The organism is Phytohabitans flavus (assembly GCF_011764545.1).
GTDB classification, from domain to species: domain Bacteria; phylum Actinomycetota; class Actinomycetes; order Mycobacteriales; family Micromonosporaceae; genus Phytohabitans; species Phytohabitans flavus.
In genome coordinates this window covers 6,244,441-6,269,922 of sequence record NZ_AP022870.1, presented here as the reverse complement: position 1 = coordinate 6,269,922, position 25,482 = coordinate 6,244,441, and the positions used below count along the sequence as shown (strand labels likewise).

At 71.5% G+C, this 25,482-nt stretch carries 24 protein-coding genes, 4 pseudogenes and 1 riboswitch; of the genes and pseudogenes, 16 read left to right on the top strand and 12 right to left on the bottom strand.

The features are described from left to right. Positions 1–15: 15 nt before the first annotated feature. Positions 16–804, bottom strand: coding sequence for a S1 family peptidase (locus tag Pflav_RS27205; RefSeq protein WP_173039268.1), 789 nt, complete (start codon positions 802–804; stop codon positions 16–18). 113 nt (positions 805–917) lie between these two features. After that, positions 918–1,343, bottom strand: coding sequence for a MarR family winged helix-turn-helix transcriptional regulator (locus tag Pflav_RS27200; RefSeq protein ID WP_173039266.1), 426 nt, complete (start codon positions 1,341–1,343; stop codon positions 918–920). Positions 1,344–1,439: 96 nt separating this feature from the next. Here Pflav_RS27200 and Pflav_RS27195 point away from each other — a divergent pair, with 96 nt between their 5' ends. The 11 genes and pseudogenes from Pflav_RS27195 (at position 1,440) to Pflav_RS27145 (ending at position 11,269) form a co-directional block, all read left to right on the top strand. Further along, on the top strand, positions 1,440–2,282 hold the full coding sequence (locus Pflav_RS27195; RefSeq protein ID WP_173039264.1) for an NAD-dependent epimerase/dehydratase family protein: 843 nt from the start codon (positions 1,440–1,442) through the stop codon (positions 2,280–2,282). A gap of 9 nt (positions 2,283–2,291) precedes the next feature. Next, positions 2,292–2,645 (top strand): HIT domain-containing protein, encoded by a 354-nt coding sequence (locus tag Pflav_RS27190; RefSeq protein ID WP_173039262.1) that lies wholly within the window; start codon positions 2,292–2,294, stop codon positions 2,643–2,645. 26 nt (positions 2,646–2,671) lie between these two features. Continuing rightward, the gene (locus tag Pflav_RS27185; protein WP_173042666.1) at positions 2,672–4,018 is read left to right on the top strand and encodes a serine hydrolase domain-containing protein; all 1,347 of its coding nucleotides are present in this window, start codon (positions 2,672–2,674) and stop codon (positions 4,016–4,018) included. A gap of 313 nt (positions 4,019–4,331) precedes the next feature. Further along, positions 4,332–5,129 (top strand): hypothetical protein, encoded by a 798-nt coding sequence (locus Pflav_RS27180; RefSeq protein WP_173039260.1) that lies wholly within the window; start codon positions 4,332–4,334, stop codon positions 5,127–5,129. Beyond that, positions 5,126–5,650, top strand: coding sequence for a SigE family RNA polymerase sigma factor (locus Pflav_RS27175; protein WP_180201283.1), 525 nt, complete (start codon positions 5,126–5,128; stop codon positions 5,648–5,650). Before Pflav_RS27180 ends, Pflav_RS27175 begins: the two co-directional genes overlap by 4 nt. 167 nt (positions 5,651–5,817) lie before the next feature. After that, positions 5,818–6,867 (top strand): PhoH family protein, encoded by a 1,050-nt coding sequence (locus Pflav_RS27170; protein WP_173039256.1) that lies wholly within the window; start codon positions 5,818–5,820, stop codon positions 6,865–6,867. A 23-nt stretch (positions 6,868–6,890) separates the two neighbouring features. After that, positions 6,891–7,358, top strand: a complete 468-nt coding sequence (gene ybeY, locus Pflav_RS27165) for an rRNA maturation RNase YbeY (protein WP_173039254.1) — start codon at positions 6,891–6,893, stop codon at positions 7,356–7,358. A 73-nt stretch (positions 7,359–7,431) separates the two neighbouring features. Continuing rightward, on the top strand, positions 7,432–8,793 hold the full coding sequence (locus tag Pflav_RS27160; RefSeq protein WP_415624335.1) for a hemolysin family protein: 1,362 nt from the start codon (positions 7,432–7,434) through the stop codon (positions 8,791–8,793). Beyond that, positions 8,786–9,181: a cytidine deaminase gene (locus Pflav_RS27155; protein ID WP_173039252.1), complete on the top strand. Its 396-nt coding sequence runs from the start codon at positions 8,786–8,788 to the stop codon at positions 9,179–9,181. Before Pflav_RS27160 ends, Pflav_RS27155 begins: the two co-directional genes overlap by 8 nt. Positions 9,182–9,234: 53 nt before the next feature. After that, positions 9,235–10,049, top strand: a pseudogene (gene era / locus Pflav_RS27150) (GTPase Era). 107 nt (positions 10,050–10,156) lie between these two features. Then, entirely contained in the window at positions 10,157–11,269 is a 1,113-nt protein-coding gene (locus Pflav_RS27145; RefSeq protein ID WP_173039250.1) for an acyltransferase family protein, read from the top strand. Here Pflav_RS27145 and Pflav_RS46320 read toward each other — a convergent pair. Continuing rightward, positions 11,221–11,919: pseudogene (locus Pflav_RS46320) on the bottom strand (DUF4097 family beta strand repeat-containing protein); the annotation flags it as partial. The gene Pflav_RS27145 and the pseudogene Pflav_RS46320 overlap by 49 nt on opposite strands. 89 nt (positions 11,920–12,008) lie before the next feature. Between Pflav_RS46320 and recO the strand changes: the two are divergent. Together recO and Pflav_RS27135 are read left to right on the top strand one after the other, a co-directional pair. Next, positions 12,009–12,754 (top strand): annotated as a pseudogene (gene recO, locus Pflav_RS27140) (DNA repair protein RecO). A gap of 100 nt (positions 12,755–12,854) precedes the next feature. Next, positions 12,855–13,628: an isoprenyl transferase gene (locus tag Pflav_RS27135; RefSeq protein WP_173042664.1), complete on the top strand. Its 774-nt coding sequence runs from the start codon at positions 12,855–12,857 to the stop codon at positions 13,626–13,628. Here the strand turns inward: Pflav_RS27135 and Pflav_RS27130 are convergent. The 9 genes from Pflav_RS27130 to Pflav_RS46315 form a co-directional block, all read right to left on the bottom strand. Continuing rightward, positions 13,621–14,538, bottom strand: coding sequence for a hypothetical protein (locus Pflav_RS27130; protein ID WP_173039248.1), 918 nt, complete (start codon positions 14,536–14,538; stop codon positions 13,621–13,623). The genes Pflav_RS27135 and Pflav_RS27130 overlap by 8 nt on opposite strands. Before the next feature lie 142 nt (positions 14,539–14,680). Next, positions 14,681–15,064: a hypothetical protein gene (locus tag Pflav_RS27125; protein ID WP_173039246.1), complete on the bottom strand. Its 384-nt coding sequence runs from the start codon at positions 15,062–15,064 to the stop codon at positions 14,681–14,683. 146 nt (positions 15,065–15,210) lie between these two features. After that, the gene (locus tag Pflav_RS27120; RefSeq protein ID WP_173039244.1) at positions 15,211–16,788 is read right to left on the bottom strand and encodes a peroxidase family protein; all 1,578 of its coding nucleotides are present in this window, start codon (positions 16,786–16,788) and stop codon (positions 15,211–15,213) included. 165 nt (positions 16,789–16,953) lie between these two features. Beyond that, positions 16,954–17,640, bottom strand: a complete 687-nt coding sequence (locus Pflav_RS27115) for an HAD family hydrolase (protein WP_232071974.1) — start codon at positions 17,638–17,640, stop codon at positions 16,954–16,956. Positions 17,641–17,671: 31 nt separating this feature from the next. Next, on the bottom strand, positions 17,672–18,175 hold the full coding sequence (locus tag Pflav_RS27110; protein WP_232071972.1) for a hypothetical protein: 504 nt from the start codon (positions 18,173–18,175) through the stop codon (positions 17,672–17,674). Next, on the bottom strand, positions 18,172–19,875 hold the full coding sequence (locus Pflav_RS27105; RefSeq protein ID WP_173039242.1) for a PHP domain-containing protein: 1,704 nt from the start codon (positions 19,873–19,875) through the stop codon (positions 18,172–18,174). The genes Pflav_RS27110 and Pflav_RS27105 overlap by 4 nt, the downstream gene beginning before the upstream one ends. Positions 19,876–19,991: 116 nt before the next feature. Continuing rightward, positions 19,992–20,765, bottom strand: a complete 774-nt coding sequence (locus Pflav_RS27100; RefSeq protein ID WP_173042661.1) for an energy-coupling factor transporter transmembrane component T family protein — start codon at positions 20,763–20,765, stop codon at positions 19,992–19,994. Beyond that, positions 20,738–22,114, bottom strand: a complete 1,377-nt coding sequence (locus tag Pflav_RS27095; protein ID WP_232071968.1) for an ABC transporter ATP-binding protein — start codon at positions 22,112–22,114, stop codon at positions 20,738–20,740. Before Pflav_RS27095 ends, Pflav_RS27100 begins: the two co-directional genes overlap by 28 nt. Next, positions 22,111–22,683, bottom strand: a complete 573-nt coding sequence (locus tag Pflav_RS46315; RefSeq protein WP_232071966.1) for an ECF transporter S component — start codon at positions 22,681–22,683, stop codon at positions 22,111–22,113. The genes Pflav_RS27095 and Pflav_RS46315 overlap by 4 nt, the downstream gene beginning before the upstream one ends. A gap of 53 nt (positions 22,684–22,736) precedes the next feature. Continuing rightward, a riboswitch (TPP riboswitch) is annotated at positions 22,737–22,848 on the bottom strand. Between the two features lie 170 nt (positions 22,849–23,018). Between Pflav_RS46315 and Pflav_RS27090 the strand changes: the two genes are divergently transcribed. From Pflav_RS27090 to Pflav_RS27080, 3 genes and pseudogenes are all read left to right on the top strand, one after another. Further along, positions 23,019–23,975 (top strand): permease, encoded by a 957-nt coding sequence (locus tag Pflav_RS27090; RefSeq protein ID WP_232072747.1) that lies wholly within the window; start codon positions 23,019–23,021, stop codon positions 23,973–23,975. Then, positions 23,972–24,715 (top strand): TIGR03943 family putative permease subunit, encoded by a 744-nt coding sequence (locus tag Pflav_RS27085; RefSeq protein WP_173039238.1) that lies wholly within the window; start codon positions 23,972–23,974, stop codon positions 24,713–24,715. Before Pflav_RS27090 ends, Pflav_RS27085 begins: the two co-directional genes overlap by 4 nt. Continuing rightward, positions 24,708–25,459, top strand: a pseudogene (locus Pflav_RS27080) (sugar isomerase domain-containing protein). Before Pflav_RS27085 ends, Pflav_RS27080 begins: the two are co-directional and overlap by 8 nt. The last annotated feature ends 23 nt before the right edge of the window (positions 25,460–25,482 follow it).

Here is a 25,482-nt window from a genome sequence, read left to right as displayed (position 1 = left end):
CGGGGGCCTGTCAGGTCAGCCGCCCAGGCTCGTGGCCGCGGAGCGGATAGCGGAGGCGAAGGTGCTCACCTCGGTGTACACACCCGGGAAGTTGGGGCGGGCGCAGCCGTTGCCCCAGCTCGTGATCCCCACCTGGATCCACGCGTTGCTGGCGTCCCGGCGGAACATCGGGCCGCCCGAGTCGCCCTGGCAGGTGTCCACGCCGCCAGCGGTGTAGCCGGCGCAGATCTCCTCGCCCACGATGACGTCACCGCCGTACATAGAGTCGCAGGTCGAGTCGGCCACGAAGGGCACGGTCGCCTTCAGCAGGTACCGCTGCTGCGGCCCACCCTCGCGCGCGGCGCCCCAGCCGGCGATGGTGAACGTGCCGCTGTTGTACGCGGTCGTCGTCGCAATCGGCAGCGTGGCCAGGCTGGTCACCGGGGTGGCGAGCCGGATCAGGGCCCAGTCGTCACCGTTGCCGTTGTAACCGGGCGCCCGAAGGACGTAGTTCGAGCGCACCTGGATCCGGCTCGACGACTGGAGGTCGACGGCGCCCAGCGTCGCCGTGATGCTTGTGTTGGTGCCGGTGCCGTTTACGCAGTGCGCGGCGGTGAGCACCAGGCGCGGGCTGTAGAGCGCGCCGCCACAGCCCATCGACAGCCGGACCATGAACGGGAACTCGCCCTGCGCGGCCCGGGTGCCGCCCACGACGAACGGCGTGATGTCGGACGCGGCGGCCGGTGCCGTCGGTGCGGCGACCGTGAAGCTGCCCACGGCCAGTGCCGCGGCGACAGCCCCCACGACTTTGCGCCAGCGAACCATTGGATCCTCCCCACACGGATGGCGCACCTCGTGGGTGCGCACATGTCTCGGATGCCGGGAGCGTACGGAGCGCGATTTACGGATGGCAATGAGTCGATGGCATCCCAGCTACGTCATACCGTCGGGGTCGTGAGGTTCGTCTTGACCTCGTGCAGGTACGCGATGAACCGCTCGCGGTCGTCCTGGTCCAATGTGCGCAGTGCCTTTTCGGTGAGCGTGACGACCTCGCCGGCCATGAGGTCCTTCAGCTCGTGGCCCCGCTCGGTGAGGCGGAGGCGGACCAGTCGCGCGTCGGTGGGGTGCGGCTCGCGGCGCAGGATGCCGGCGGATTCCATCCGGGTCGCGGTACGGGTGACGGTGGGCACGGCAAGGCCCAGCCGCTTGGCCAGCTCGCCCGGGGTCAGGCCGTCTTCGGCCCAGAGCTCGTAGAGGATGAACTGCTGGCCGGCTCGCACACCGTGCCGCTGGTACGCCTCCTCGGACGCGGCACCGATCGCCCGCTTCGCGGCCCAGAACGCGACCTGGAAGTCACTGCCCACCCTTGCCCGTCCTCACGAAAGCCCTTGCCGCCAACTCATTAGCCGGCTAACGTATACTCATTGTCTGGCTAATGATACCTACGGAGGGAGAGGTCCGTGCGCACCCTCATCACCGGACCCACCGGACGGGTGGGCAGTCGCTACGTGCGTCGCCAGCTCGACCTGCACCGTCCGGTGCGGGTGCTGGTGCGGTCCGAGGCCCAGGTCGCCCCTTGGTGGAACGGTGGGGCCGAGGTCGTCATCGGTGACCTGCGCGACCCTGCGACGTCCCGGCAGGCGGTCGAGGGCGTCGACGCGGTGGTGCACATCGCGGCGGCGTTCCGCGGCGTGCCCGACGACGAGGCGTATGCGGTCAACCGCGACGCCACCGTCGCGCTCGCACGGGCCGCCCTCGACGCGGGTGTGGGCCGGTTCGTCTTCGTCAGCACCAGCCTCGTCTACGGCCCTGGCCGTGGCCGCCCGTCAAGCGAGGGGGACGAGCCGCACCCCGCGGGGGCATACCCGATGGGCAAGGCGGCCGCCGAGGTCGAGCTGCTGCGCCTGCACCGGGAGCGGGGACTGCCGGTACGGATCGCCCGGCTCGCTTTCGTGTACGGCGATGGCGACCCGCACCTGGCCGAGTCGCTGGCCTGGGCCCGCCGGTGGGCCTCGCACCAGCGGCTGCACCTCGTGCACCACGCCGACGTGGCGCAGGCCCTCGACCGCATCCTGTCGGCCGAGGGAGTCGACGGGCAGGTCTTCAACGTCGCCGACGACGCGCCGGTGACCGCGCTCGAGCTGCTCCGGGCCAACCAGGAAGAGCCGGACCCGGAGGCGGCCACCCGCTCGCTGGACGACCCGTGGGCGGGCATCGTCGATACCTGCCGCATCCGCACCGAGCTGGGCTACCGCCCGCTCTACCCGACCCTGTACACCGCCCAGGCGGCCGGCGCGCTCTAGCATCAGCGGGTGACCACGACTGACTGCCTCTTCTGCAAGATCGTCGCGGGAGACATCCCCGCCACGAAGGTGCACGAGACGGAGACCACGCTCGCGTTCCGGGACATCCACCCGAAGGCGGCCGTGCACGTGCTCGTGATCCCGAAGCAGCACTACGCCGACGTCGTCGCGCTCACCAAGGCGGACCCGGCGCTCGCCGGTGCGGTGCTGGCCGCGGCGTCCGAGGTCGCCGAGGCCGAAGGACTGCTCGACAACGGCTTCCGGATCATCTTCAACACCGGGCCGTACAGCGGCCAGGAGGTCTTCCACGTGCACGCGCACGTGCTCGGCGGTGAGCCGCTGGGCCCGATGATCGCAAGGTGAGTAGTCCGGTCGGGGAAGGGTCGCGGATGTCGAAGAAGCTGGCCAGGATGGCCCAGCAGGTGCAGGCCGAGGCCCGGGTGCCAGCGCTGTCCGCGGCGCTGCACCGGGCGGACCGGCCACTGTGGCAGGTCCAGGTCGGCGCGGCCGGTCCGGTGAGCCAGTTCCGGATCGGGTCGGTGACCAAGACGTTCACCGCTGTGCTCGTGCTCCAGGCCCGCGACGACGGCCTGCTCGACCTGGACGACCCGATCGGTCGCCACCTCGACCTGCCCGCGCACGGCGAGCTGCCGGTGCGGCGCCTGCTCTCGCACACCTCAGGCCTCCAGCGCGAGCCGTACGGCGACGTGTGGGACACCCTGCTCGCCCCGGACGCCGACCGGTTGCTCGCCGAGCTCGACCGGGCCGAGCGGGTGCTCCCGCCGGCCCGGCGCTACCACTACTCCAACCTCGGCATGTCGCTGCTCGGGCACGCGGTCGGCCGGCTGCGCGGCGGTACCTGGGCGGAGGTGCTGCAAGACCGGATCCTGCGCCCGCTCGGGCTCGGCGCCACGACGGTACAGCCCACCGATCACGGGGTGACCGGCTATCTCGTCGAGGCGTACAGCGACAACGCCAAGCCCGAGCCGCCGGCCGACTTCGCCGGTGTCGGCCCGGCCGGCCAGCTCTGGAGCACCGCCGCGGACATGGCGCGGTGGGCCGCGTTCCTCGCCGACCCGGCCGCGCTCGACCCGGGCGCCGACGTGCTCGCACCGTCCACCTTGGACGAGATGAGCTGGCCGCTGACCACCACCGACCAGGCACTGTGGAGCGTGGGGTTCGGGCTCGGCCTGATCCTGATCCCGCAAGGGGAGCGGATCGTCCACGTCGGACACGACGGTGCCATGCCCGGCTTCCTCGCCGGCGTGTACGGCCGGCGTCCCGCCCCCGCTGGGCTCGGCGACGGTACGCCACGCGCGATGGGGTGCGCCGTGCTCGGCTCGTCCGGCACCGCGATCGCCACTACCGAGCTGCCGCACAAGCTGCTTGCCGCCGCTGTGGAGGACGACCCGGCGGACGTCCCGCCGTGGACGCCCGGCGAGCCAGTGCCGGAGGCGTACCGCTCGGTGCTCGGCCGTTGGTGGGGCGAGGGCTTCGAGTACGTCTTCTTCTGGCGCGACGGCGCGCTCCGAGCCCGCGGCGCGGACGACGCGCCCGGCCGCCCACCGGCGGTCTTCGCGCCCCTGCCGGACCGCCCCGACGTGCTGCGCGGCGTACAGGGGCGCGAGACCGGCGAGCTGCTGCGCCTCACCCGGGACGCCGAGGGCACCGTGGTGCGGATGCACTGGGCGACCTACCGCTTCACCCGCGACCAGCAGACGTTCGCCGGCGACTGAATGGAACCCGCCGCCGACCTCACTGCCTTCGGGGTGGTGAGGAAGGGAGGCCACATGCCAGAACGGCTGAAGGCACTACTGGACGAGGCGGCCGCCGGGGTCGAGCCGAGGACCGCCGACCCGATTGGGCTGGTGGTCCGGCGCGGCCGGGCGGGGCGGGTACGGGCGGGAGCCGCGGGGGCGCTCGCGCTGGCCGTGCTGCTCACCGGGGGTTCGTCGGGGGCAGCGGCTCCTCGCCGACCCTGCGCAGGAGACGGGTACGGGGACAGGGGTCGTCGCTTCCCGCCCCGAACGGCCGCCGACGCCGGAGCACGTGGACGGCCGGATCGTCGCGGGGACGGTCAGTTTCCCGGTGCCGGAGGGCTGGCCGGTGCTCCAGACCGAGGGCGCGCCGTGCGGCCACCAGAAACGGACGGTCCTGATCGGCGAGGGCCCGAACCCGTACGGACCCAGCCCGTGGTGCACGACGGCGGACATCGAGGTGCACAGCCTCTTCGACTTCTACCCGTACCGCTACGACACCCATGACCAGAACGGGCCAGGCATGGTGACCGGGCTGCTCGCGTCCCCGACCCGGATGCTCACACTGCACGGTGGTGAGCCGGTCTGGCTCCGGGAGGATCCCGATGGCGCCCGCCTGATCGTGCTGCCGTGGTCCCGGGTCGCGGTGACAGTCCGGGGTGGCGTAGAGGTGTGGCAGCAGGTGCTGAACTCGATCACGACCGGTCGCTGGGAGCCGGCCGCGCTCACGCTGCCCCGCCAGGTCGAGGAAGTATCGATGATGGTCGCGGGCGAGGACAAGCAGTCACTGAGGCTGATCAGGGACCCGGCCCAGGTCCAGCGTGCGGTCGAGCTGCTGCGCGCCGGGACCGTGGTAGATGAGCCCGAGTTCTGCACCGGCGAAATGCAAATGACGAAAGGCCTCATCACGATCCAGCCGCGCGAACCGGCGCCGGCGGACCCCGTGGCGGGTCGGCGCCCGTCGACGCTCGTGGTCACGCTGGGGAGGGATTGCCACGAGGTGGTCTCCGAGGAAGGCGGACGGGTCCGCTTGGATGCGGAAGCCATCGCTGAGCTCGGCGACATCCTCGGAGTGCGGCTGTCGTGGTGACGGCCGCGAGCCGAGGGCCGGAGGGGTTCGCGGAGTTCGTCCGGGACCGGTACCCGGCGCTGGTACGGCACGGTGCGATCCTCACCGGCGACCCCGGGCACGGTGAGGATCTCGCCCAGGAGGCGCTGGTCAAGACGTACCGGGCGTGGCACAGGCTGCACCCGGACGGCAACCCGGAGGCGTACACGCGGCGGGTGATGGTGCGGGCGGCCTGGCGGGCCGGGCGGCGGCTGTGGCGGCGTGAGGTGCCGACCGAGGCGCCGCCCGAGCGGGCCGGGACCGACCCGTACGACGGTACGGACACCGCGCACATGGTGTTTCAGGCGCTGCGTTCGCTACCGGCGCAACAACGGGTGGTGCTTGTGTTGCGGTACTGGGGCGGGCGCTCCGAGCAGGAGATCGCGGCCGAGCTCGGCTGCTCGGTGGGCACGGTGAAAAGCCGCGTCAGCAGGGCGGTGGCCGCGCTTCGGCGCGTGGGCGGCCCACTCCTCGACGCCCTCGTCCCGACCGAGGTGCGGTAACGGTACGTTTGTCCGGTTTGAAAATCCCTGACCACCGTGCCGATCGGCCGGAAATGGGCGCGGTGGTCAGGGCGTTGAGCCGATACGATGGAGGTCGTTACGCACGTCGCGTCACGGGGCGCGGCACTGAGACCGAGAGCAGGTGGCGTTGGCCCAAGGGCCGATCTATGACAACGACATCCCCCTCCGGGCAGACCCGCGTGCAGACCAAGATCACGGTTCCTAACTCGCAGATCATGGTGAACCTGCTCGGCGCTGGGGATGAAATTCTCCGGCTCATCGAGCGTTCGCTTGCGAGTGACGTGCACGTGCGCGGCAATGAGATCACCGTGACCGGAGCGCCGGCCGACAATGCGCTGGCCGAGCGCCTCTTCACTGAGCTTCTTGAGCTGATCGAAAAGGGCGAGACACTGACCACCGATGCTGTGCGGCGCACCGTCGGCATGCTCGAGCAGGGCACGACCGAGCGGCCAGCCGAGGTTCTGACGCTCAACATCCTCTCCCGGCGCGGGCGGACCATCCGTCCCAAGACGCTGGGGCAGAAGCGCTACGTCGACGCGATCGACGGGCACACGATCGTCTTCGGGATCGGCCCGGCGGGTACCGGTAAGACGTACCTGGCGATGGCGAAGGCCGTCCAGGCGCTCCAGGCCAAGCAGGTCAACCGGATCATCCTGACCCGGCCGGCCGTCGAGGCGGGCGAGCGGCTCGGCTTCCTGCCCGGCACGCTGTACGAGAAGATCGACCCGTACCTGCGGCCGCTCTACGACGCGCTGCACGACATGCTCGACCCGGAGACGATCCCGCGGCTCATGCAGGCCGGCACGATCGAGGTCGCGCCGCTGGCGTACATGCGGGGTCGCACCCTCAACGACGCCTTCATCATCCTGGACGAGGCGCAGAACACCACGCCCGAGCAGATGAAGATGTTCCTGACCCGGCTCGGCTTCGGGTCCAAGATCGTGGTCACCGGCGATATCACGCAGGTCGACCTTCCCGGAGGCACCACGAGTGGCCTCAGGGTTGTGCGCGACATCCTCGAGGGTGTCGAAGACGTCCATTTTGCCCAGCTTGGCAGCGCCGACGTGGTGCGTCACAAGCTGGTCGGCGACATCGTCGACGCGTACGCGCGGTATGACGCCGAGCGCGAGGCGCAGAATGGGCAGGGTGTGCACGCCGTACCCGGCCGCACCGCCCGCGCCGGCCGGCGCCGCTAGTCCGTCACCTGGGGAAATGCACGTTGTCCATAGAGATCGCCAACGAATCCGGCGTCGACGTCGACACAGACGCCGTGATGGCGGTGGCCCGGCACGCGCTCGACGAGATGGGCGTCAACCCGCTCGCCGAGCTCTCGGTCCTGCTCGTCGACGTCGACTACATGACCGAGCTCAACCACCGTTGGATGGGCAGCGACGGCCCGACCGACGTGCTCGCGTTCCCGATGGACGAGGGGAGCGTCGACCACGGCCCGGGCGAAGCCGGCGCTGGTGAGCCAGCACTGCTCGGCGACATCGTGCTGTGTCCGGAGGTGGCGGCCAAGCAGGCGGCCACCGCCGGCCACTCCGCGGCCGACGAGCTGCACCTGCTGACCGTGCACGGCGCCTTGCACCTGCTCGGCTACGACCACGCTGAGCCGGAGGAGGAGCGCGAGATGTTCGCGCTCCAGGCCCGGCTGCTCTCCAGCTGGCGAGCCTCGCGAGTCACGTGAGCGAGCGCAGCGAGCGAACCATGAGGCTCAGCAGCTTGCGCGAGCGGCGTCTCCGAGCCTGCGAGGAGACGGCGTGAGCGCCTCCTTAGCGGCCACGGGGGCCGCCGCGGGCGGTGGGTTACCCGACCTGCAACTGCTGCTCTTCGCGGCCGGGCTTGTCGTCCTGGCCGGCATCGTGGCGATGACCGACGCCGCGCTCGCCGCCGTCTCGCCGGCACGCGCCGCCGAGCTGGCCCGCGAGGGGGTACGCGGTGCGCGCGCCCTCCAGATCGTCGCCTCGGACGTCGTCCGCCACCTCAACCTGCTCCTGCTGCTGCGGCTGCTCTGCGAGCTGACCGCCACGACGCTTGTCGCGCTGGTCACGGTCGACACGTTCAGCGCCGGGTGGACAGCCGCGCTGGTCACCGCCGGCGCGATGACGGTGGTCAGCTTTGTCGTGGTGGGGGTCGGCCCGCGCACGATCGGCCGCCAGCACGCGTACGAGGTGGGTCGCGCCGCCGCGCCGCTGGTGCGCTGGCTGGGCCGGGCGCTCGGCCCGCTCGCCTCGCTGCTGATCCTGATCGGTAACGCGGTCACGCCGGGCAAGGGGTTCCGGGAGGGGCCCTTCGCGAGCCAGATCGAGCTGCGCGAGCTTGTCGACCTGGCCGAGCAGCGTGGCGTGGTCGAGCACGGCGAGCGGCAGATGATCCACTCGGTCTTCGCGCTCGGCGACACCATCGCCCGCGAGGTGATGGTGCCGCGTACCGAGATGGTGTGGATCGAGTCGGTCAAGTCGCTGCGGCAGGCGCTCGCGCTCTTCATGCGGTCCGGCTTCTCCCGCATCCCGGTCATCGGCGAGAGCGTCGACGACGTGCTCGGCGTGCTCTACCTCAAGGACGTCGTGCGGCGCACCCAGAGCGGCGACCCGGGCGCCGACGGCACGCCAGTGGCCGAGCTGATGCGCGAGGCGCGGTTCGTGCCGGAGTCCAAGCCGGTCGACGACCTGCTCTCCGAGATGCAGGCGGCCCGCAGCCACCTGGTGATCGTCGTCGACGAGTACGGCGGTACCGGTGGCCTGGTCACGATCGAGGACATCCTCGAGGAGATCGTCGGCGAGATCACCGACGAGTATGACGTCGAGCGCCCGCCGGTCGAGCGGCTCGAGGACGGCGCGGTCCGGGTGACCGCCCGCCTCCCGGTCGAGGACCTTGGCGAGCTGTTCGGCGTCGAGCTGCCCGACGACGAGGTGGAGACCGTGGGTGGCCTGCTCGCGCAGGCGCTGGGCCGGGTACCGATCCCGGGAGCGGGGGCTACGGTGGGCGGGCTGCACATGGTCGCCGAGGGCACCACGGGCCGCCGCAACCGGATCGACTCCGTCCTGGTTCGCCGCGACACCGAGGGCGGCGACGTTTCCGCCGATACATCCGAGCACGAGAGGCAGACCGCCGATGCCTGAGCCGTCCACCATCCCGGGGCCCGCGGGCAGCTCGGCGGCCGTCGGCGCGCCCGCCGACCTGGACGCCGAAGACGCCAAGCTTGTACTGCTCGCCCGTGGTGCGCGGGCCCGGGTGACCGCGGTGGAGGGCGCGGCCGTGCGCGACCAGGACGGCCGTACGTACGCGGCGGCGAGCGTCTCGCTTCCCTCGCTCACGGTCACCGCACTCCAGCTGGCCGTGGCCTCGGCGGCGGCGGCCGGCGCGACCCGCCTGGAGGCCGCGGCGGTGGTGACCGAGGCGTCCACCCTGGACGGTGCCGGTTACTCCGCGGTCCGTGACCTGTCCGCCGACGCGCCGGTGCACGTGGCCGGCCCGGACGGCAAGCTCATCGGTACGGTCGTCGAGTGAGAGCTGGGTTCGCCTGTTTCGTCGGTCGGCCGAACGCCGGCAAGTCCACCCTGATGAACGCGATCGTCGGGCAGAAGATCGCCATCACCTCCAACAAGCCGCAGACCACCCGGCACGTGATCCGGGGCGTGCTGCACCGCGAGGACTCGCAGCTCGTGCTCGTGGACACGCCGGGGCTGCACCGCCCCCGTACCCTGCTCGGCGAGCGCCTCAACGACCTGGTCCGGCAGACCTGGAGCGAGGTCGACGTGATCGGCCTGTGCATCCCGGCCGACGAGCCGGTCGGGCGGGGTGACAGGTTCATCACCGGCGAGCTGGCCGAGCTGAAGGGCACGGTGCTCGCGGTGGTCACCAAGGCCGACCTGGTCGACAAGAAGCGGCTGGCCGAGCAGCTGCTCGCGGTCAGCGAGCTCGCCGACTTCGCCGAGGTGGTACCGGTGAGCGCGGTCTCCGGGTACCAGGTGGAGACGCTCGTCGACGTGATGACCAAGTACCTTCCCGAGTCGCCCCAGCTCTACCCGGACGACATGCTCACCGACGAGCCCGAGCAGGTGATGGTCGCCGAGCTGGTCCGCGAGGCGGCGCTGGAGGGCGTGCGCGACGAGCTGCCGCACTCGATCGCGGTGGTGGTCGAGGAGATGATCCGCGAGGGCGGGCTGACGAAGATCTACGCCGACATCTACATCGAGCGGACCAGCCAGAAGGCCATCGTGATCGGGGCCCGGGGAGCCGGCTGAAGGACGTGGGGACCCGGGCCCGCGCCGAGATCGAGACGCTGCTCGGTACGAAGGTCTACCTCGACCTGCACGTTCGCGTCGCGAAAGACTGGCAGCGCGACCCGAAACAGTTGCGCAAGCTGGGCTTCTGACTGCTTTGTGTGGTTCGTCACGCTGACGTTTCCGTTTGGCCGGATTGATCGGTTGGTGTGCGGGGTAGGGCGGTAGCTACCCCCGTCCCGCCACCCCGATTGGACCCATGCGAAACAGATACGTCGATCTGCTGCGCGCACTGGCCATCGTCCGAGTCGTCGTGTACCACACCACCCACTGGGCTTTTCTCACCATCGCCTTCCCGGCCATGTCGGTGATGTTCGCGCTCGCCGGTTCTCTCATGGCGGCCTCTTTGGACAGTCGGGGCGTGCGCGCGGTCGGGCGGCGGCTGCGCCGGCTGCTGCCCGCGCTGTGGGTGCTCGCCGCGTTCTTCGTACCGGCCATGGTGCTCACCGGGCTCACCGTGGATTGGCGGCTGCTGTACTGGGGGTTCCCGCTCTTCGACCCACCGGCCAACGCGTGGGGTGCACTGGCGCTCAGCGCGATCTGGTACCTGCGCGACTACCTGTGGTTCGTGCTGCTCTCACCGCTGGCGCTGCCGCTCTTCCGGCGCTTCCCGATCCCGACGCTCGCCGCGCCGTACGTGCTGCTCGTGCTCATCGAGTTCGGCGTCGTACCGGCGCACACCGTGCTCAAGGACGTGGGCCTGTACTTCGGCGCGTGGCTGCTGGGCTTCGCGCACCACGACGGGATGCTCCGCCGCTTGTCCTGGCGGCTGCTCGTGCCGTGCGTGGCGGTGCTCGCGGCAGCCGGCGCGGCGTGGTTCCTCACCCATCCGGGGCCGCGCGGCTACGACCTCAACGACATCCGGCTCGGCAACGCGCTCTGGTCCGCCGCCTTCATCGTCGCGCTGCTCGGCTTCGCCCCGGCGACCACCGCGTGGCTGGAACGGCGGGCCGGGCTGCTGCGGCTCGTCACGGTGCTCAACAGCCGCGCGCTCACCATCTACCTGTGGCACATGCCCATCGTCATCGGCGTGGCCGCGGTGCTCTCGCTCGGCCTGAGCGCGCGGCTGGCCGTGGTGACCCTGCTGGTGGCCGTGGCGGTTGCGCTCTTCGGCTGGGTGGAGGACGTCTCCGCGCGGCGCCGCCCGGTGTTGCTCCCTGGCGGTGGGCGGCGCCGCGCAACCGTGCCTCAGACCGACCGCAGCGTGATGTTGCCGCTGCCGGTTTCCAGGTCGAGCAGGTACGTCCCCGTCGGCGAGCTGGGCACGCCGAGTACCTTCTCGCCGGACCCCGTACGCGCGTCGATCCGGTAGGAGCCCGCCGGCACGGCGATGTCGACGTTGCCGCTGCCCGTGTGCGTACGCACCGCGCCGCTCTTGACCAGCGACAGCGTGACGTTGCCGGAGCCGGCGCGGGCGGTGTTCATCGCGCCGGACAGGCCGTGCGCTTCGATGTTGCCCGAGCCGGTGCGGGCGTCCAGGTCACCGGCGATGTCGGCGATTGTCATGTCGCCCGAACCGGCCTGCACCTTTACCGAGCCGGACGTGTCGGTGATGTCGACGTTGCCCGAGCCGGTCTTCAAGTCCACCGTGGACACACCGGCCAAGGAGAGGTCGCCGGAGCCGAGCTCGCCGCGGATCGCCACGCCCGTAGGGGCCACGATCTCGTAGTCGACGCTGCAGAAGTTTCCGCACTCGCTGTCGATCCGGAGCACTGTCCCATTGATGTGGTACGTCGTGTCCGGCTCGTTGCGGGAGTAGTGCACAACGCGGCGGATGTCGACCTGCTGGGTGTCGCTCGTGCTGATCGTCACGTTGCCCGAACCCGGCTCGATGACGATCTCCTTGACCGCCACCTTCTCGGTGTTGCTGTAGTCCAAGCGGGTCCGGGCGACGTCGTCGCAGCCGACCAGGGCGGCGACGGCGATCACGCCGACCGCCGCGAGCAGCTTTCGGGGATCCATGATGCTCACGCTACGGGTGGGGAACCCTGGGACACATCCGGAGCGGTCACCGAGACGACCCTGAGAACGGGGTAGGGGAGAATGGACCGGTGCCCGGATTTCGCCGCCCGCTGTACCGCGACGACGCGGTGGTGCTGCGCGTGCAGAAGCTGGGCGAGTCAGACCGGATCATCACGTTGCTGACCCGCCGGCACGGCCGGGTTCGGGCGGTGGCCCGTGGGGTACGCCGCACGACGTCCCGCTTCGGGGCGCGGCTGGAGCCGTTCGGGCACATCGATCTCCAGCTCGCCGAGGGCCTTCGCTGCACACGGTGAGCCAGGTCGAGGGCATCGAGCTGTATGGCAAGCGGTTCCTCGACGACTACCCGCGGTATACGGCCGCGAGCGCGATCGCGGAGACCGCCGAGCGGCTCACCCCCGTGGAGCTCGAGCCCTCGCTGCGGCTGTTCCTGCTCACGCTCGGCGCCCTGCGCGCGCTGGCCGAGGGGGCGCACGCGAGCACGCTGATCCTGGACGCGTACCTGCTGCGGAGCATGAGTGTCGCCGGGTGGGCGCCGGCCTTGGCCGAGTGTGCGGTGTGCGGCACGCCGGGGCGGCACGGCGCGTTCTCGGTACCCGCTGGGGGTTGTGTGTGCCCGGACTGCCGGCCGCCCGGGTCGGCGCATCCGGCGCCGGCCACGATCGACCTGATGTCCGCCCTCACATCGGGTGACTGGCGTGTGGCGGACAGCGCGGAGGTGGCCTGCCGCCGCGAGTGCAGCGGGCTCGTGGCGGCGCATTTGCAGTGGCACCTTGAGCGCGCGTTACGCTCGCTGCCGCTGGTTGAAAGAGGATAAGCGGGAGTCGCGAGGGCTACGGGCCGTAAGCACGGCGGCCGACGAGCGCCGAGCGTAGGAGGCACAGGACGTGGTTCGAACACTTCGCCGTCGGCAGCCGATCACGCCGGCGCCGCATCCGTCCGGTGCGCGCCCGCCCGCGCTGCCCCGAGAGAGCCTGCCGCGACACGTCGCGATCGTGATGGACGGCAACGGGCGCTGGGCGAAGGAGCGCGGCCTGCCCCGGACAAAGGGGCATGAGCAGGGCGAGCACTCCCTCTTCGACACGATCGAGGGCGCGATCGAGCTGGGGATCCCGTACCTGTCGGCGTACGCGTTCTCGACCGAGAACTGGCGGCGCTCGCCGGAGGAGATCCGGTTCCTGATGGGCTTCAACCGCGAGGTGATCCGCCGCCGCCGTGACCAGCTCGTCGACCTGGGCGTACGGGTGGTGTGGTCCGGGCGGGCCGGCCGGCTGTGGAAGAGCGTGATCTCCGAGCTGGCGACCGCCGAGGAGATGTCGCGCGGCAACTCGACGCTGACGCTCCAGTTCTGTGTCAACTACGGGGGCCAGGCGGAGATCGCCGACGCGGCCGCCGCGATCGCCCGCGACGTCGCCGCGGGCAAGGTCTCACCCGACAAGGTGAACGAGAAGATGATCGCGCGGTACCTCTACCACCCCGAGGTGCCGGAGGTCGACCTCTTCCTGCGCCCCTCCGGTGAGCAGCGCACGTCCAACTTCCTGCTGTGGCAGTCGGCGTACGCGGAGATGGTCTTCCTGGACACGCTCTGGCCCGACTTCGACCGGCGCCACCTCTGGTATGCCTGCGAGCTCTACGCCCAGCGTGACCGCCGCTTCGGCGGCGCGCTGCCCAACCCGGTGGCGCCTAGCTGAGCCGGCCCGCCGCGGTCAGCACCGCCAGGGCGTCGGCGGTCACCCACTCGTTGGCGCGCTGGGAGCCGCTGGCACCCCAGTCGAGCGGGTCGCCAGCCCTTGTCGCGTACACCTTTTCGGCCGGCCAGCCGCCGTCCGGGAGCCGCTTGGCAGCCAGCAGGTCGAGCGCGTCCGCGCACCGGGGGTCGCCGATCGTACCCACCTCGACCATGCCGACCAGCCCGCCGAGCACGTCGTAGTGCCAGTACAGCGGGTGGTGCAGCCGGGTGAAGTCGGGGTGGATCAGCGCGCCGGTCGAGCGTCGCCAGGCCAGCCTGCGGGCGAGGAAGACCTCGGCGGCCCGCTCGGCGGCTTTGGCCTCGTGCCGGGCCAGCCCGCGCATCGGCAGCAGCGTCTCCATGAACGACGAGCTCTGCGCGGTGGGGTTGCGGTCGCAGTTCCACCCGCCGTCCGGCCACTGCCACTTCACCAGGCGCTCGGCGAGCGTGCCCGCGTCGGCGTCGTCGAGGAGGCCGAGCGTGGTCAGGTAGCGGAGGGCGTTGCCCTGCTGGGAGGCGCAGCGTCGGTACCGCCCCTGCACCAGGGGCACCTCCACGTCCCGCAGCCAGCGACGGAGCACCTGGTCACGCAGCGGGTGCAGCGACTCGTCGCCGGGCGGGTACCCGAGGTCGGCGAGGGCGGCGAGCACCCAGTGGGCACCGCGCCACTTGGCGTACACCTGCTTGGGGTTGGTGATCCGCCCGTCCGCGTCGCGGGCCGAGAGCAGCTGGTGCACCCGGGGCGACTTGCGGATCTCCTCTCGCAGCCGGCGTACGGCCTTGCCGTCCGTGGGCTCGCCGAGCACCCGCGTGCGGACCCTCCACCTGATGGAGGGCTCCTCGGAACGCAGCAGGGCGTCGACGATGCTCACGACCTTCTATCGTGCTCCTCGGGGCGGGCGTGCGAGAAGAGAACGGGAGTGACCGGCCTGGCCGGTGGTTTCCCGGACGGCGGCTTCTCCGGCAGCGGCGGTGGCGGCGCCGGCGGTGGCGCGGCCGGCTGGTGCTCGCCGGTCAAAACCAGCAGTTGGTACGCCCGGTCGACCGGAATCCGCTCGGTGCTGATCGCGATCCGCAGCGGCACGGGCGCCGCCCGGGAAATGCGTCGACGGGCAGGTCCAGCACGCGCGGCTCGACCCCGCGCTCGGCCAGGTACGCGGCGGCCGAAGGCGGCAGGTCCTGCCAGGCCTTTGCGGTCTCGGCGGTGAAGCCGTGCGCGAGCCACTCCTCCGCCCGCTCGGCGACCCGGTCCGCTACGTGCCCGGGCACGACGTCTCGGCCACCGAGATCGTCGCTGAGCAATGCGCGCGCCATCGGGGAGAGCTCCGCCACCGGCACCCACCGGTCGCGTGCCCCACGACGACGAGCCGGCTGCTCAGGGCGGTCGGGGTTGGGCATAAGCCCATCCAAACATGATCGAAACCCGGACCCCGCGAGTGGGTGCCGCGTGGCGGGGGTTTGGCACACCGAGAACCCGCTGGCAGCGCGCATAGCGGGTGCGCCCGGCCCCACGCCGGGCGCACCCGCCCATCAGAAACGGGCTACTACTGCCCGCGGCTCGCCGGGTCCACGCGCGCCCAGCGGAGCAGGTCGGTCATCTTGAACGTGCCGGGTGTCGCGGCCGGCAGGGTGGGCGTCCAGTTGGGCTGGACGCGCAGGTAGCCGGCCGGGTCGAGCTGGAGCAGGCCGATGAAGACCTCGGCGATGATGCGGCCGCCGCACGGGCCGAGGGTCACACCGTTGGTCATGCGCTCGGCTTCGGCCAGGACGTAGTACCAGAGCGGGGTGTGGTTTTCCAGCGCGACGCCGTAGCCGGCTAGCTCCTGGAGGTGGAGCACCGGGTAGCCCATGCGCTGGGCGATCAGTTGGCCGGCCGGCACGCCCCAGGTCATGGTGCGCAGCAGGTTGCGTGTGGCCAGCGAGGTGGGTGGGTCTCCACTCGCGATGGCACCCAGCGGCAGGTTGAACAGCGGCGTGGAGATGCGGGTGTCGATCCGCTTGTTCGGGCGCACGTTGGTGGTTTGGGCGCCGCCGAAGTCGAAGAACGTCTGCCACCCTACGAAGCGCCGCCGGGCCCGCGCGCCGCCGCGCAGGTCGACCGGGTCCGCCTGGCCCTCGCCGGCCGGGTCGAAGATGAAGCCGAAGAACGCCGTGCCGTCCGGGTTTCCGGCGAGGTTGAGGCGGTACGAGGGGCGGATCATGCTGTGGCCGAAGCGGTACGCGATCTGGAACTCCACCGGGATGAAGGCCGGCGAGGGGTCCGGCCGGAACCAGCGGCGGCCGCCGCTGAGCACGGTGTTGACCATCGGTTGGCCCACGATGGTCGGGAGGAACTCCTTCAGGATGATCCAGTGGTAGTGCCAGGTGAGGATCCGGCGCGCCTGGGCGAACTGCTGGTTCGCCGGCACGCCCTGGCCGCGCAGCTGGTCGACGATCCGGTTGTGGGCCAGGATGAACGCGCTCTGGAAGCCGGAGATGATCGCGTTCTCGTCGTTGCGCGGGTCCGAGATGATCGCGGTGCCGTTCGACTGGCGCGGTACGTCCTCGAAAAGGCCGCCTGACTCGATGCGCAGCTTGGTCCGGTCCGGCTCGTAGAAGCTCGGGCTCGCGACCGGGCCGCCCCCGTAGACGGTGTCGAGGTCGAAGGAGGGGGTACGGCTGTTCGGCGACGACTCCGGCGTCGTGGGGATGCCCAGCGGCGAGGCCGTGTCGAAGGTCATGTCGTGGTCGAGGAACTGGCCGAAGAACGTCACGCCCGCGGTCATGTGGATGGTCGTGCCGTCCTGGGCGTCGCGGTTGTTGGGGCTGAGCTCGGGGTTGGTGATCAGCCGGACCGGCCCCTCGGCGAGGGGGTCCCGAGCGTCCATGATCCCGCCGGGACGCCCGATGTCCATGAGCGCCGCCCGCCGGCGGTCGTCCGCGGGGATGAAGGGGCCGAGGTCGGGGAACATCCGCCCGAAGCGGTCCGGTGGGGTCGCCGCGTACGCCGCGTGCGATCCGGCGAACGGGGGTGCCGCGCCGATCGCCACGGCACCGGCGGCGGCACCGCCGACGCGCGCGATGAACCCCCGCCGGCTGACGGAGGAAGTGGAGTCGGACCGGGGTCGACGTCGCGAAGGCATGCGCTGCCGCCTTTCCGGAGCGTTGTGGGAGCGGGCTTAATCGGCCAACTTGGATTCCGTCTAGAGTTTGGAACCGCTCCCACAAAGCGCACAGGCCCCAAGGGGGTTTTGGGCACGAGCCCGCGGCGCGATCAGCCGGGCGACGCGGTCAACGCACAGGCGTGATCAGCCGCCGAGCAGCGTGACGACCGCCTCGACGTCGCTCAGGTCGTCGAGGACCACGTGCGCGCCGGCCGCCGCGAGCGCCTCCGCCGAGGTACCGCCGGTGGCCACGGCAACCGCCGTGACCCCGTTGGCCAGCGCGGCGGTCACGTCGTGGGCCGTGTCGCCGACGACGATCACCTCCGCCGGGTCGAACACGCGGCTGTGCTTGGCGGCGGCCCGCTCGAGCGAGCGGCGGACCAGCGTCGCGCGCACGATGTCGTCGGTGCCGTAGCCGCCGATGTCGAAGTCCACGAGCCCGGCCAGGTCGAACGCGGCGAGCTTGTCCAGGGCGACCGGGCGGATGTTGCCGGTGACCAGCGTCTGCACCACGTGCGGGCGGATGCTCAGCGCGGTCAGGACCTCGCGGACACCGGGCAGGACGTATCCCCGGGTGGCCAGCAGCTCGCGGCGGGCGGCGAACTCGGCCGCGAAGACGGTGAAGAACGCGTCGAGGTGCGGCTCGCAGTCGTCGATGCCGTGCATCGCGAACGTCTCGGCGGCGATGTCCCGGTCGGTGCGACCGGCCGAGAACGCCATCTGCTGCCAGGCCACCCCGGTGACCGCGGTGAACGCGGGGGCGTACGCGAGCTGGGCGACGCCCCCGGCGGCTAGCAGTGTGTGGTCGACGTCCCACATGACCAGGCGCATCCCTCGATGGTGCCAGGATGCCCCGGCTTCCTCAGTGGTCGCCGCCACAGCAGGGCGTGGGGTTGGGAAACTCGAACGGCGCCAGCCGCCCACGCGGCCCCGGCGACGTCATCAGCGTGAGCGCGCCGTCCTTCCACTCTGGACGGATAAAGTCGCGCGTCAGGATCTCCCGCTCGGGCTCGGGATCGGGACCGCCGAGCACCTTGACCCGGGAGATCGCGCTCTTCGCCAGTACGTCGGCGACCGTCATGGTGCCGGTGAGGGCCTCGACGCCCGCGAAGAGGAACGCCCGGCCACCCCGCCGCCCGGCGTGGTCGGCGGCCGCCTCGGCCGCGGACCTCGACAGGTCGTCCGGCGTCACAGGTAGCTCGGTGTCGACCCCGTCCGGGAGCGCGAGGCTCACCACGACGTGGGGGTACGGCGTGCGCGCCAGATGCGTGCACGCCTCGACACCGGCCGGGAGGCCGAGCGTGGAAATCCAGTGCTCGGCCTCCCGGTTAGCCCCATGTCCGAGGCTGATACCGGCGTATCTCAACGGGGCAGAACCCAGATGGGGTTGCCGTAGAACCACAGGTCCAGCCACGGGTCGGCGTCGCCGACCACGTCCATCGCCGGGCCCACCGGGTCGACGCCCGGGCCCATGAGGCCGGCGGCGGTGCGCTTGCCGTCGGTGCCCCGCACGCGCACGTAGAACGGCTCGTCCACGCGGCCGAAGGAGTACCGGAAGGAGACCTTGCCGGTGCCCTTGTTGACCTCGAACGACTTGACCACCTTGGTGTTCGGGGCGGTGAAGCTGTCCCGGTCGGCCACCGGGCCGGTCACCGAGCCGGCGATGACGTCGACGCGGGCCAGCACCGGCACGAACTGCGCCCAGTTCGGCAGGTTCGCCAGGTCGATGTCGATGGTGAGGTCGACCCGGGTGCCGCGCTTGGGGCGGAGCACGCCACCGAGCGGGGTGCCGCCGTCCGGCCCGCCGTCGCCGGCCTCGCGGACGCGGACGTCCAGGCCGCTGATCAGGCCGCCGTGGTCCACCCAGACCCGGCCGGCGCGGATGCCGTTCATGACCGAGCGGTACCCGAAGGAGGTCGAGCCCACGTGCGTGCGGCTGTACTGGCCCGGCCAGAAGTCGCCGGCCTCGGTGAGGAGCGGGCCGTAGACCGGGTCGTTGTACCGGCCGTTGAGCTCGAAGTTGCTGTCCGGCCCGCGCTGCGCCGTGTCGAGGTAGTTGGTGTGCGAGTCGGAGTTGGCGCTGATCCACCACGCCTTGCCCTCGGCGAGGAGGCTGTCCCAGAGGCCGCCGACGGTGGAGGTCATCCAGTCGAAGCCGCCCCAGGTGCGGTAGCTCTCCAGCGGGTAGCCGGGGAACGAGGCCGACGAGGGGCTGCCCTCGTAGAAGCCGCGGCCGCCAGCGCCGCCGGCCGGGATGCCGGCCGCCTGGTGGCCGGGCGCACCCTCGAAGCCCACCGCCACGGTCGGGTCGGCGTCGCGCCAGGCCCGGATCTCGTGCGGCGAGTCGACGCCCCGGCGGGCCGGGTGGTTGGCGAGGAACAGCGCGCCGTCGACCCGGCGAGCGCGCACGGCCTCGCCCAGGAACTTGATGCCGGCGATGGCCAACGCCTCGTTCTCCGGCGTCGGGCCGCTGGCGCCCTTGACGGTGCCGTCGTACGCGTTCTCGAACTCCTTCAGCACCGCGACCTCGTTCGGCCCGGGGGCGACGAAGACGGTGGCGTGCTCGGCGGCCGGGATGTTCCACTCCAGGCCCTGGAAGACCAGCAGGTCCTTCAGCTCCTTGCGGGTGGCGACGATGTCCGGGTTTACCTTGTCTACGCCGATCTTGGCGTGGGCAACGCTGCCGTGGTCGGTGACGACCATCCAGTCCAGCCCGTACGCCCGCGCGTGCCGGGCCTGGTCGACCACCCGGTACATGGCGTCGGAGCTGTGCTGCGTGTGGATGTGGTGGTCACCGGCGAGCCAGAGGAAGCCGCCCTTCTCGTTGTGGTCGCCGCCGGGGCCGTGCCCGTGGTCCTCGGGGCCGTCGTGCGCGTGCGCCGCACCGGGCGTCGCGAGGACGCTCGCGGCGGCACCGGCGCCGAGCAGGCCGGCGCCACGCAGGAAGCCGCGCCGCGAGACATCCGAGGGCGACAGCTCGCTGTCCGGGATGGACAGGTCAAGAGCCTCGGGTACGTCGGCGGACTGCCCGCCGTGATCGTGATGGTGGTGGTGGCCGTGACCCATGCGATTACTCCTTGTGTGCGCGATAATCCAGGGCTCAATCTCGCCCTCATCAGCGAACGGGAGGTGGCCTCACGGCTTCGCACATGCGAACATGCGCAGCCCGGCATGGTTGGCAATCAGGTCGCGACACCGGCAAAAAGGACGGCCGCGGCCAGCGACAGCGCGCCAATTATGAGGGCCGCATCGGCGGTTTGGAAGCGCTGCGTACGCGCCTGGCTGCGCGAACCACCCCGGTCGAATCCACGCGCGTCCATCGCGACCGCCAGCCGTGTACCCCGCCGGATCGCGCCGACGAGAAGGCCGAACGCGGTCGAGACGAAGATCCGCGCGGCGGCGACGGGGTTTCGGCCGGCGTCCACGCCGCGGGCCCTGCGGGCGAGGCGGAGCAACTGCCACTCCTGGCCGAGCAGTGGCACGAGGCGGACGGCGGCGAGCGCGCCGATTGCGAACCGGTACGGCGCCCGCACGTTCTGTACAAGCGCGTCGGCGAGGTCGGTCGGGTCGGTGGAGGCGAAGACGAGTACGCCGGGCAGCGCGATCGCGACAACCCGCAGCGCCAGCCCGAGGGCGCCGCCGAGCACGCTCGTCGTGACCGCGACCGGACCCGCCTGGAACACGGTGTCTCCCGTGCGCTCGGCGGCGAAAAGCACCATCGTCACCGCGACACCCGCCGCGGCGACGAGCAGCGGCCAGGCGCGGCGGGCGAGCGCGCGGTAGCCGACACCGAAGAGCGGCGCCAGCGCGAGCTCGATCGCTATGGCCACCGCGGGCGGTACAGGGTCGAGCGTGGTGACAAGCGCGACCGTGAAGACAAGCGCCGCGGCCACTTTGGCGACCGGGTTACGCCGGGCAAGTACCGCCTTCACAGCCGGACCGTCCGGTCTGCCAATGCCTCGACGAAGGCGGGGTCGTGGGTAACCGTCACGATCCCGCGCCCCTCGTCGCGCAGACCGGCGAGCAGGTCGACAAGCTCGACCCAGGTGCGCCGGTCCTGACCGAAGGTCGGCTCGTCCAAGACGAGCAGCGCCGGGGCCGCCGCCAATGCCGTCGCCACGCTCAGCCTTCGCGCCTCGCCACCCGAGAGGGTGTACGGGTTGGCGCCAGCCAGCCGAGCCAACCGCAGCCGCTCCAGCAGCTCGTCCACTGTGGACCTGATCGCTTCGTCGGGCAGGCCGGTGCGGCGCGGGCCGAGCGCCAGCTCGTCGTACACAGTGGACGTCACGAACTGGTGCTCAGGGTCCTGGAAGACCGAGCCGATCCGGCGGGCCAGCGCCGGCGCCCGCCAGCGGTGTGGGGGAGTCGCGGCGTCGGGACCGGCGAGCGCGGGTGTGGCCGCGATCCGCCCACCGTCCGGCCGGAGCAGTCCGCCGAGCAGCAGCGCCAGCGTGGACTTCCCCGTGCCGTTAGGACCGAGGATGGCCAGGGACTCGCCAGCCCGTACCAGAAGATCGACGGCGGCCAACCGATCGCGGATGGTGGCCCGTTCGGCGGCGAGTAGCCCCTCTCCCGGCGGCGCGCAAGCGCGCCGCGGCTCCACCGGGTGCCCTGGCACCCACACCCCGTCGGCGGCCAGGCCGGCGCCGTGGGCGGCGAATACCTCGTCCGGCGGGCCGTCGGCCCGGATGCCGCCGCCGGGCTCCAGGACGACAACCCGGTCCACGAGGGGCAGTGCCTCGGCGACCCGGTGCTCGACAAGGACCACGGCGGTGCCGGGGTCGAGCGCCTCGCGGAGCGCGCCGCGGACCAGGTCGGCGCCGGCCGGGTCGAGGTTGGCGGTGGGCTCGTCCAGCAGCAGTACGTCGGGGCGGAGGGCGAGCGCGCCGGCCAGCGCGAGTCGCTGCTGCTCGCCGCCGGAGAGGGCAGCGGTCGAGCGGTCCCGGCCGTAGGGGAAGCCGACCCGGGCCAGTGCCTCGTCGACCCGCGGCCAGATCTCGGCCGGCGGTACGGCGTGGTTTTCCAGCCCGAACGCCACGTCGTCGCCGGCCCGGGCCATCACGATCTGCGTCTCCGGGTCCTGGAAGACGATGCCGACCCGCCCGTCGACCTCGACCGTGCCCTCCCGCACGCCCGAGTCGGCCGCGAGCAGCCCGGCGAATGCGGCCAGCAGCGTGCTCTTGCCGGCGCCGGAGGGCCCGAGCAGCAGTACCCGTTCACCCCGCTCGACGCGCAGGTCGAGCCCCCGGACCGCCCACGCTCGGCGGCCGGCGTGCCGCCACCCGAAGCCCTTGGCCCGGATCACACCAGCGCGCGGTCGCGGCCCGCGGGGAAGCGGTCGAGAACGCCGGTCTGGGCGAGCGCGCGGGTGAGCAGCCAGCCGCCGACGCCGGCGATGATCGCCGAGCTCAGCACCAGCAGGGCGGTGTACCCCCACTTCCAGGCCGCGCTCGTGTCGGGGTAGTAGTTGATCACGTCGAGTAGCGTGGCCGCGCCGCCGGCCAGCACACCGCCGACGATCGCGGTGGGCAGCCGCCAGCTCCGGTAGCCGGTCGCGGCGAACGCGAACTCGCCCGCGACGCCCTGGAACAGCCCGTAGAGCAGGGTGACCAGCCCCCACGGCGAGCCGAAGAACGTCGACACGGTGGCCGCCACGAACTCGGTGAAGATGCCCGCGCCCGGCTTGCGGATCACCAGCGGGCCGAGCACGGCCGGGACCAGCCAGATGCCGTAGATGAGCGCTCGCCCGGGCAGCGGGATCGCGCTTGCCGGACCGTCCCACAGCAGGCCCCAGGCCCAGAAGATGACGCCGAACGCGGCGCCGAGCACAGCCGCGACCACGACGTCCACTGTGCGCCAACGGTTGTTGTTCATGTGAAAACCTCCCAGTCCTCGCGAACCAGGAGAAGACGCACGCCAGATATCGACGAGCCTGAGAATCGACTCCCTGCGCTGGCATTACCCAGATCAGGTTCGAGGGTCTGCGGCCGCCTCGCGGCACCCGCACTCTCAGCGCTTTGCGCTCCCCTGTCGGTTGTTTCCAGTCACGTTAACACCGGTTACCCTGAGGCGGCCGCCGCCAGTGAAGGGGATTACCTGCTGTGACTGCCGCAGACCGCGCAACCGCGCAGCGTGCGCAGCTGGATGGCGACGAGATCGACTGGGCGCCACCGCCCCCTCCGGAAGAGCCGCGCGAGCCCCGCCGGCGCATCTTCGGCGACCGGGTCGGCTCGGTCGAGATCCTGGCGATCCTGCTCGTCCTGCTCGTGATCTTCCGGGGTCCGATCGCCGACGCCATCTCCGACCCGCGCCTCCAGACCTGGACCACCGTGTTCGTGTCGGTGATGGTGCAGGCGGTGCCGTTCCTCGTCTTCGGCGTCGTGCTCTCCGCCATCATCGCCGTGTACGTGCCGCAGTCCTTCTGGGCCCGCGCGCTGCCCCGCCACCCCGCCCTCGCCGTACCGGTGGCGAGCTGCGCCGGCGTGGTGCTGCCGGGCTGCGAGTGCGGAGCGGTCCCGATCGCCGGTTCGCTGATCCGCCGCGGTGTCACACCCGCCGCCGCGCTGGCCTTCCTGCTCGCCGCGCCGGCGATCAACCCGATCGTGCTGACCGCCACGGCGGTCGCGTTCCCCAACAACCCGGAGATGGTCGTCGCCCGCGGCGTGGCCAGCCTGATCGTCGCCATGATCATGGGCTGGCTCTGGCTGCGCCTCGGCAAGGCCGAGTGGATTCGGCTGCCGCACCGGCCCGACATCGACGGCATGCCGAAGGGGCGGGCGTTCTGGGCCTCGGTGCGGCACGACGTCGTGCACGCGGGCGGCTTCCTCGTGCTCGGCGCGATGGCCGCCGCGACCATCAACGTCGTCGTCCCCGAGCGTTGGCTCCAGACCCTCGCCGACAACCCGGTGCTCTCGGTGCTGGCGCTCGCCGTGCTCGCCGTGCTCCTGTCGATCTGCTCGGAGGCGGACGCGTTCGTGGCCGCCTCGCTCTCCCAGTTCTCGCTCACCTCGCGGCTCGTCTTCCTGGTCGTGGGCCCGATGGTCGACCTCAAGCTCATCTCGATGCAGGCCGGCGTCTTCGGCCGGCGGTTCGCGATCCGCTTCGCCCCGGCGACCTTCGCGATCTGCGTCCTCATCGGCGTCGGAGTAGCGGCGGTGGTCCTTTGAACAAGCAAGCGCAAGCCGTGGTCATGCTGCTGTTCGGCGGCGCGATCGTGCGGGCCAGCGTGACCGACATGTACCTGCGGTACGTGAAGGAATCGCTCCAGCCCTTCCTGATCGCCGCCGGCGTGGTGCTGATCGCCGCCGCGGTGATGACGCTCGTGCACGAGGTGCTGCGGCCCCGGCAGGCCGAGGGTCACGACGAGCACGCCGACCACGGCCACGACCACGGTGACGGCAAGCCACACCGCGAGCCGTGGGTGGGCTGGCTGCTGATCCTGCCGGTGCTGGGGCTGCTGCTCGTCGCCCCGCCCGCCCTCGGGTCGTACGCGGCTGGGCAGGCCGGTACCGCCCTCTCCAGCCAGCAGATCTCCGACTACCCGCCGCTCCCGCCCGGTGACCCCGTCAAGGTCAGCGTGCTCGACTACGCCTCCCGGGCCGTCTTCGACAAGGGCGAGTCGCTCGGCGACCGCACGGTGCAGCTGACCGGCTTCATCGCGGAGGGGCCCAACGGCGAGCCGATCCTCGCCCGGATCATCCTGAGCTGCTGCGCCGCCGACGGCCGCCCGATCAAGCTGGGCATGTCGGGCAACGCGCCCGCCGGGCTGCCTGACGACACGTGGGTCGAGGTGGTCGGCAAGTACACCGACCAGACCGTCACCGACCCGGTGAACGAGGAGACCATCCCGTACATCGAGGTCGAGACCTGGACCCAGATCGATCCGCCCAAGCAGCAGTATGAGTGAGCTGAGCGCGGACGGCTTCCTGCACGTCGTCACCGCCACGGTCGAGCGCGTCTCGGCGAGCCAGCGGGAGGGGTCCTGCGTGCCGCCGACCTGCTCGTCGCGGCGTTGCGGGCCGGCGGGGTGGTACAGGCGTTCGGCAGCGGCCACTCCGAGGCGTTCGCGATGGAGGTGGCGGGCCGGGCCGGCGGACTCGTGCCCACCAACCGCATCTCGCTGCGCGACCTGGTGCTCTTCGGCGGCGAGCCGGCGAGCGTGCTCGGGCCGATGCTGGAGCGCGACCCGTCGGTGGCGCACCGGCTCTACGCGCTGGCCCCGGTCCAGCCCGCCGACATCTTCGTCCTCGCTTCCAACTCAGGGGTCAACGGGTCCATCGTGGAGTTCGCGACGCTGGTCAAGGAGCGCGGGCACGGGCTGATCGCGGTCACCTCGCTGGCCCACTCGGCCGGCGTCGACTCGCGGCACCCGTCCGGCCGCAAGCTCTCCGAGATCGCCGACGTGGTGCTCGACAACGGCGCACCGTACGGCGACGCGACCCTCCCGCTGCCCGGCGGCGGCGCGGTCGGCGCGATCTCCTCGATAACCGCCGCGCTGCTCGCGGAGCAGGTGGTGGTCGAGGTGGTGCGGCGGATGGTCGAGGCGGGCGAGACACCACCGGTGTATCTCTCCGCCAACATCCCCGGCGGCGACGAGCACAACCACGAGCTGGAAGCCCGCTACAAGGGCCGCCTCCGCCGCGGCGCCTGACCCGGGCAGGTTTGATCTTGGGC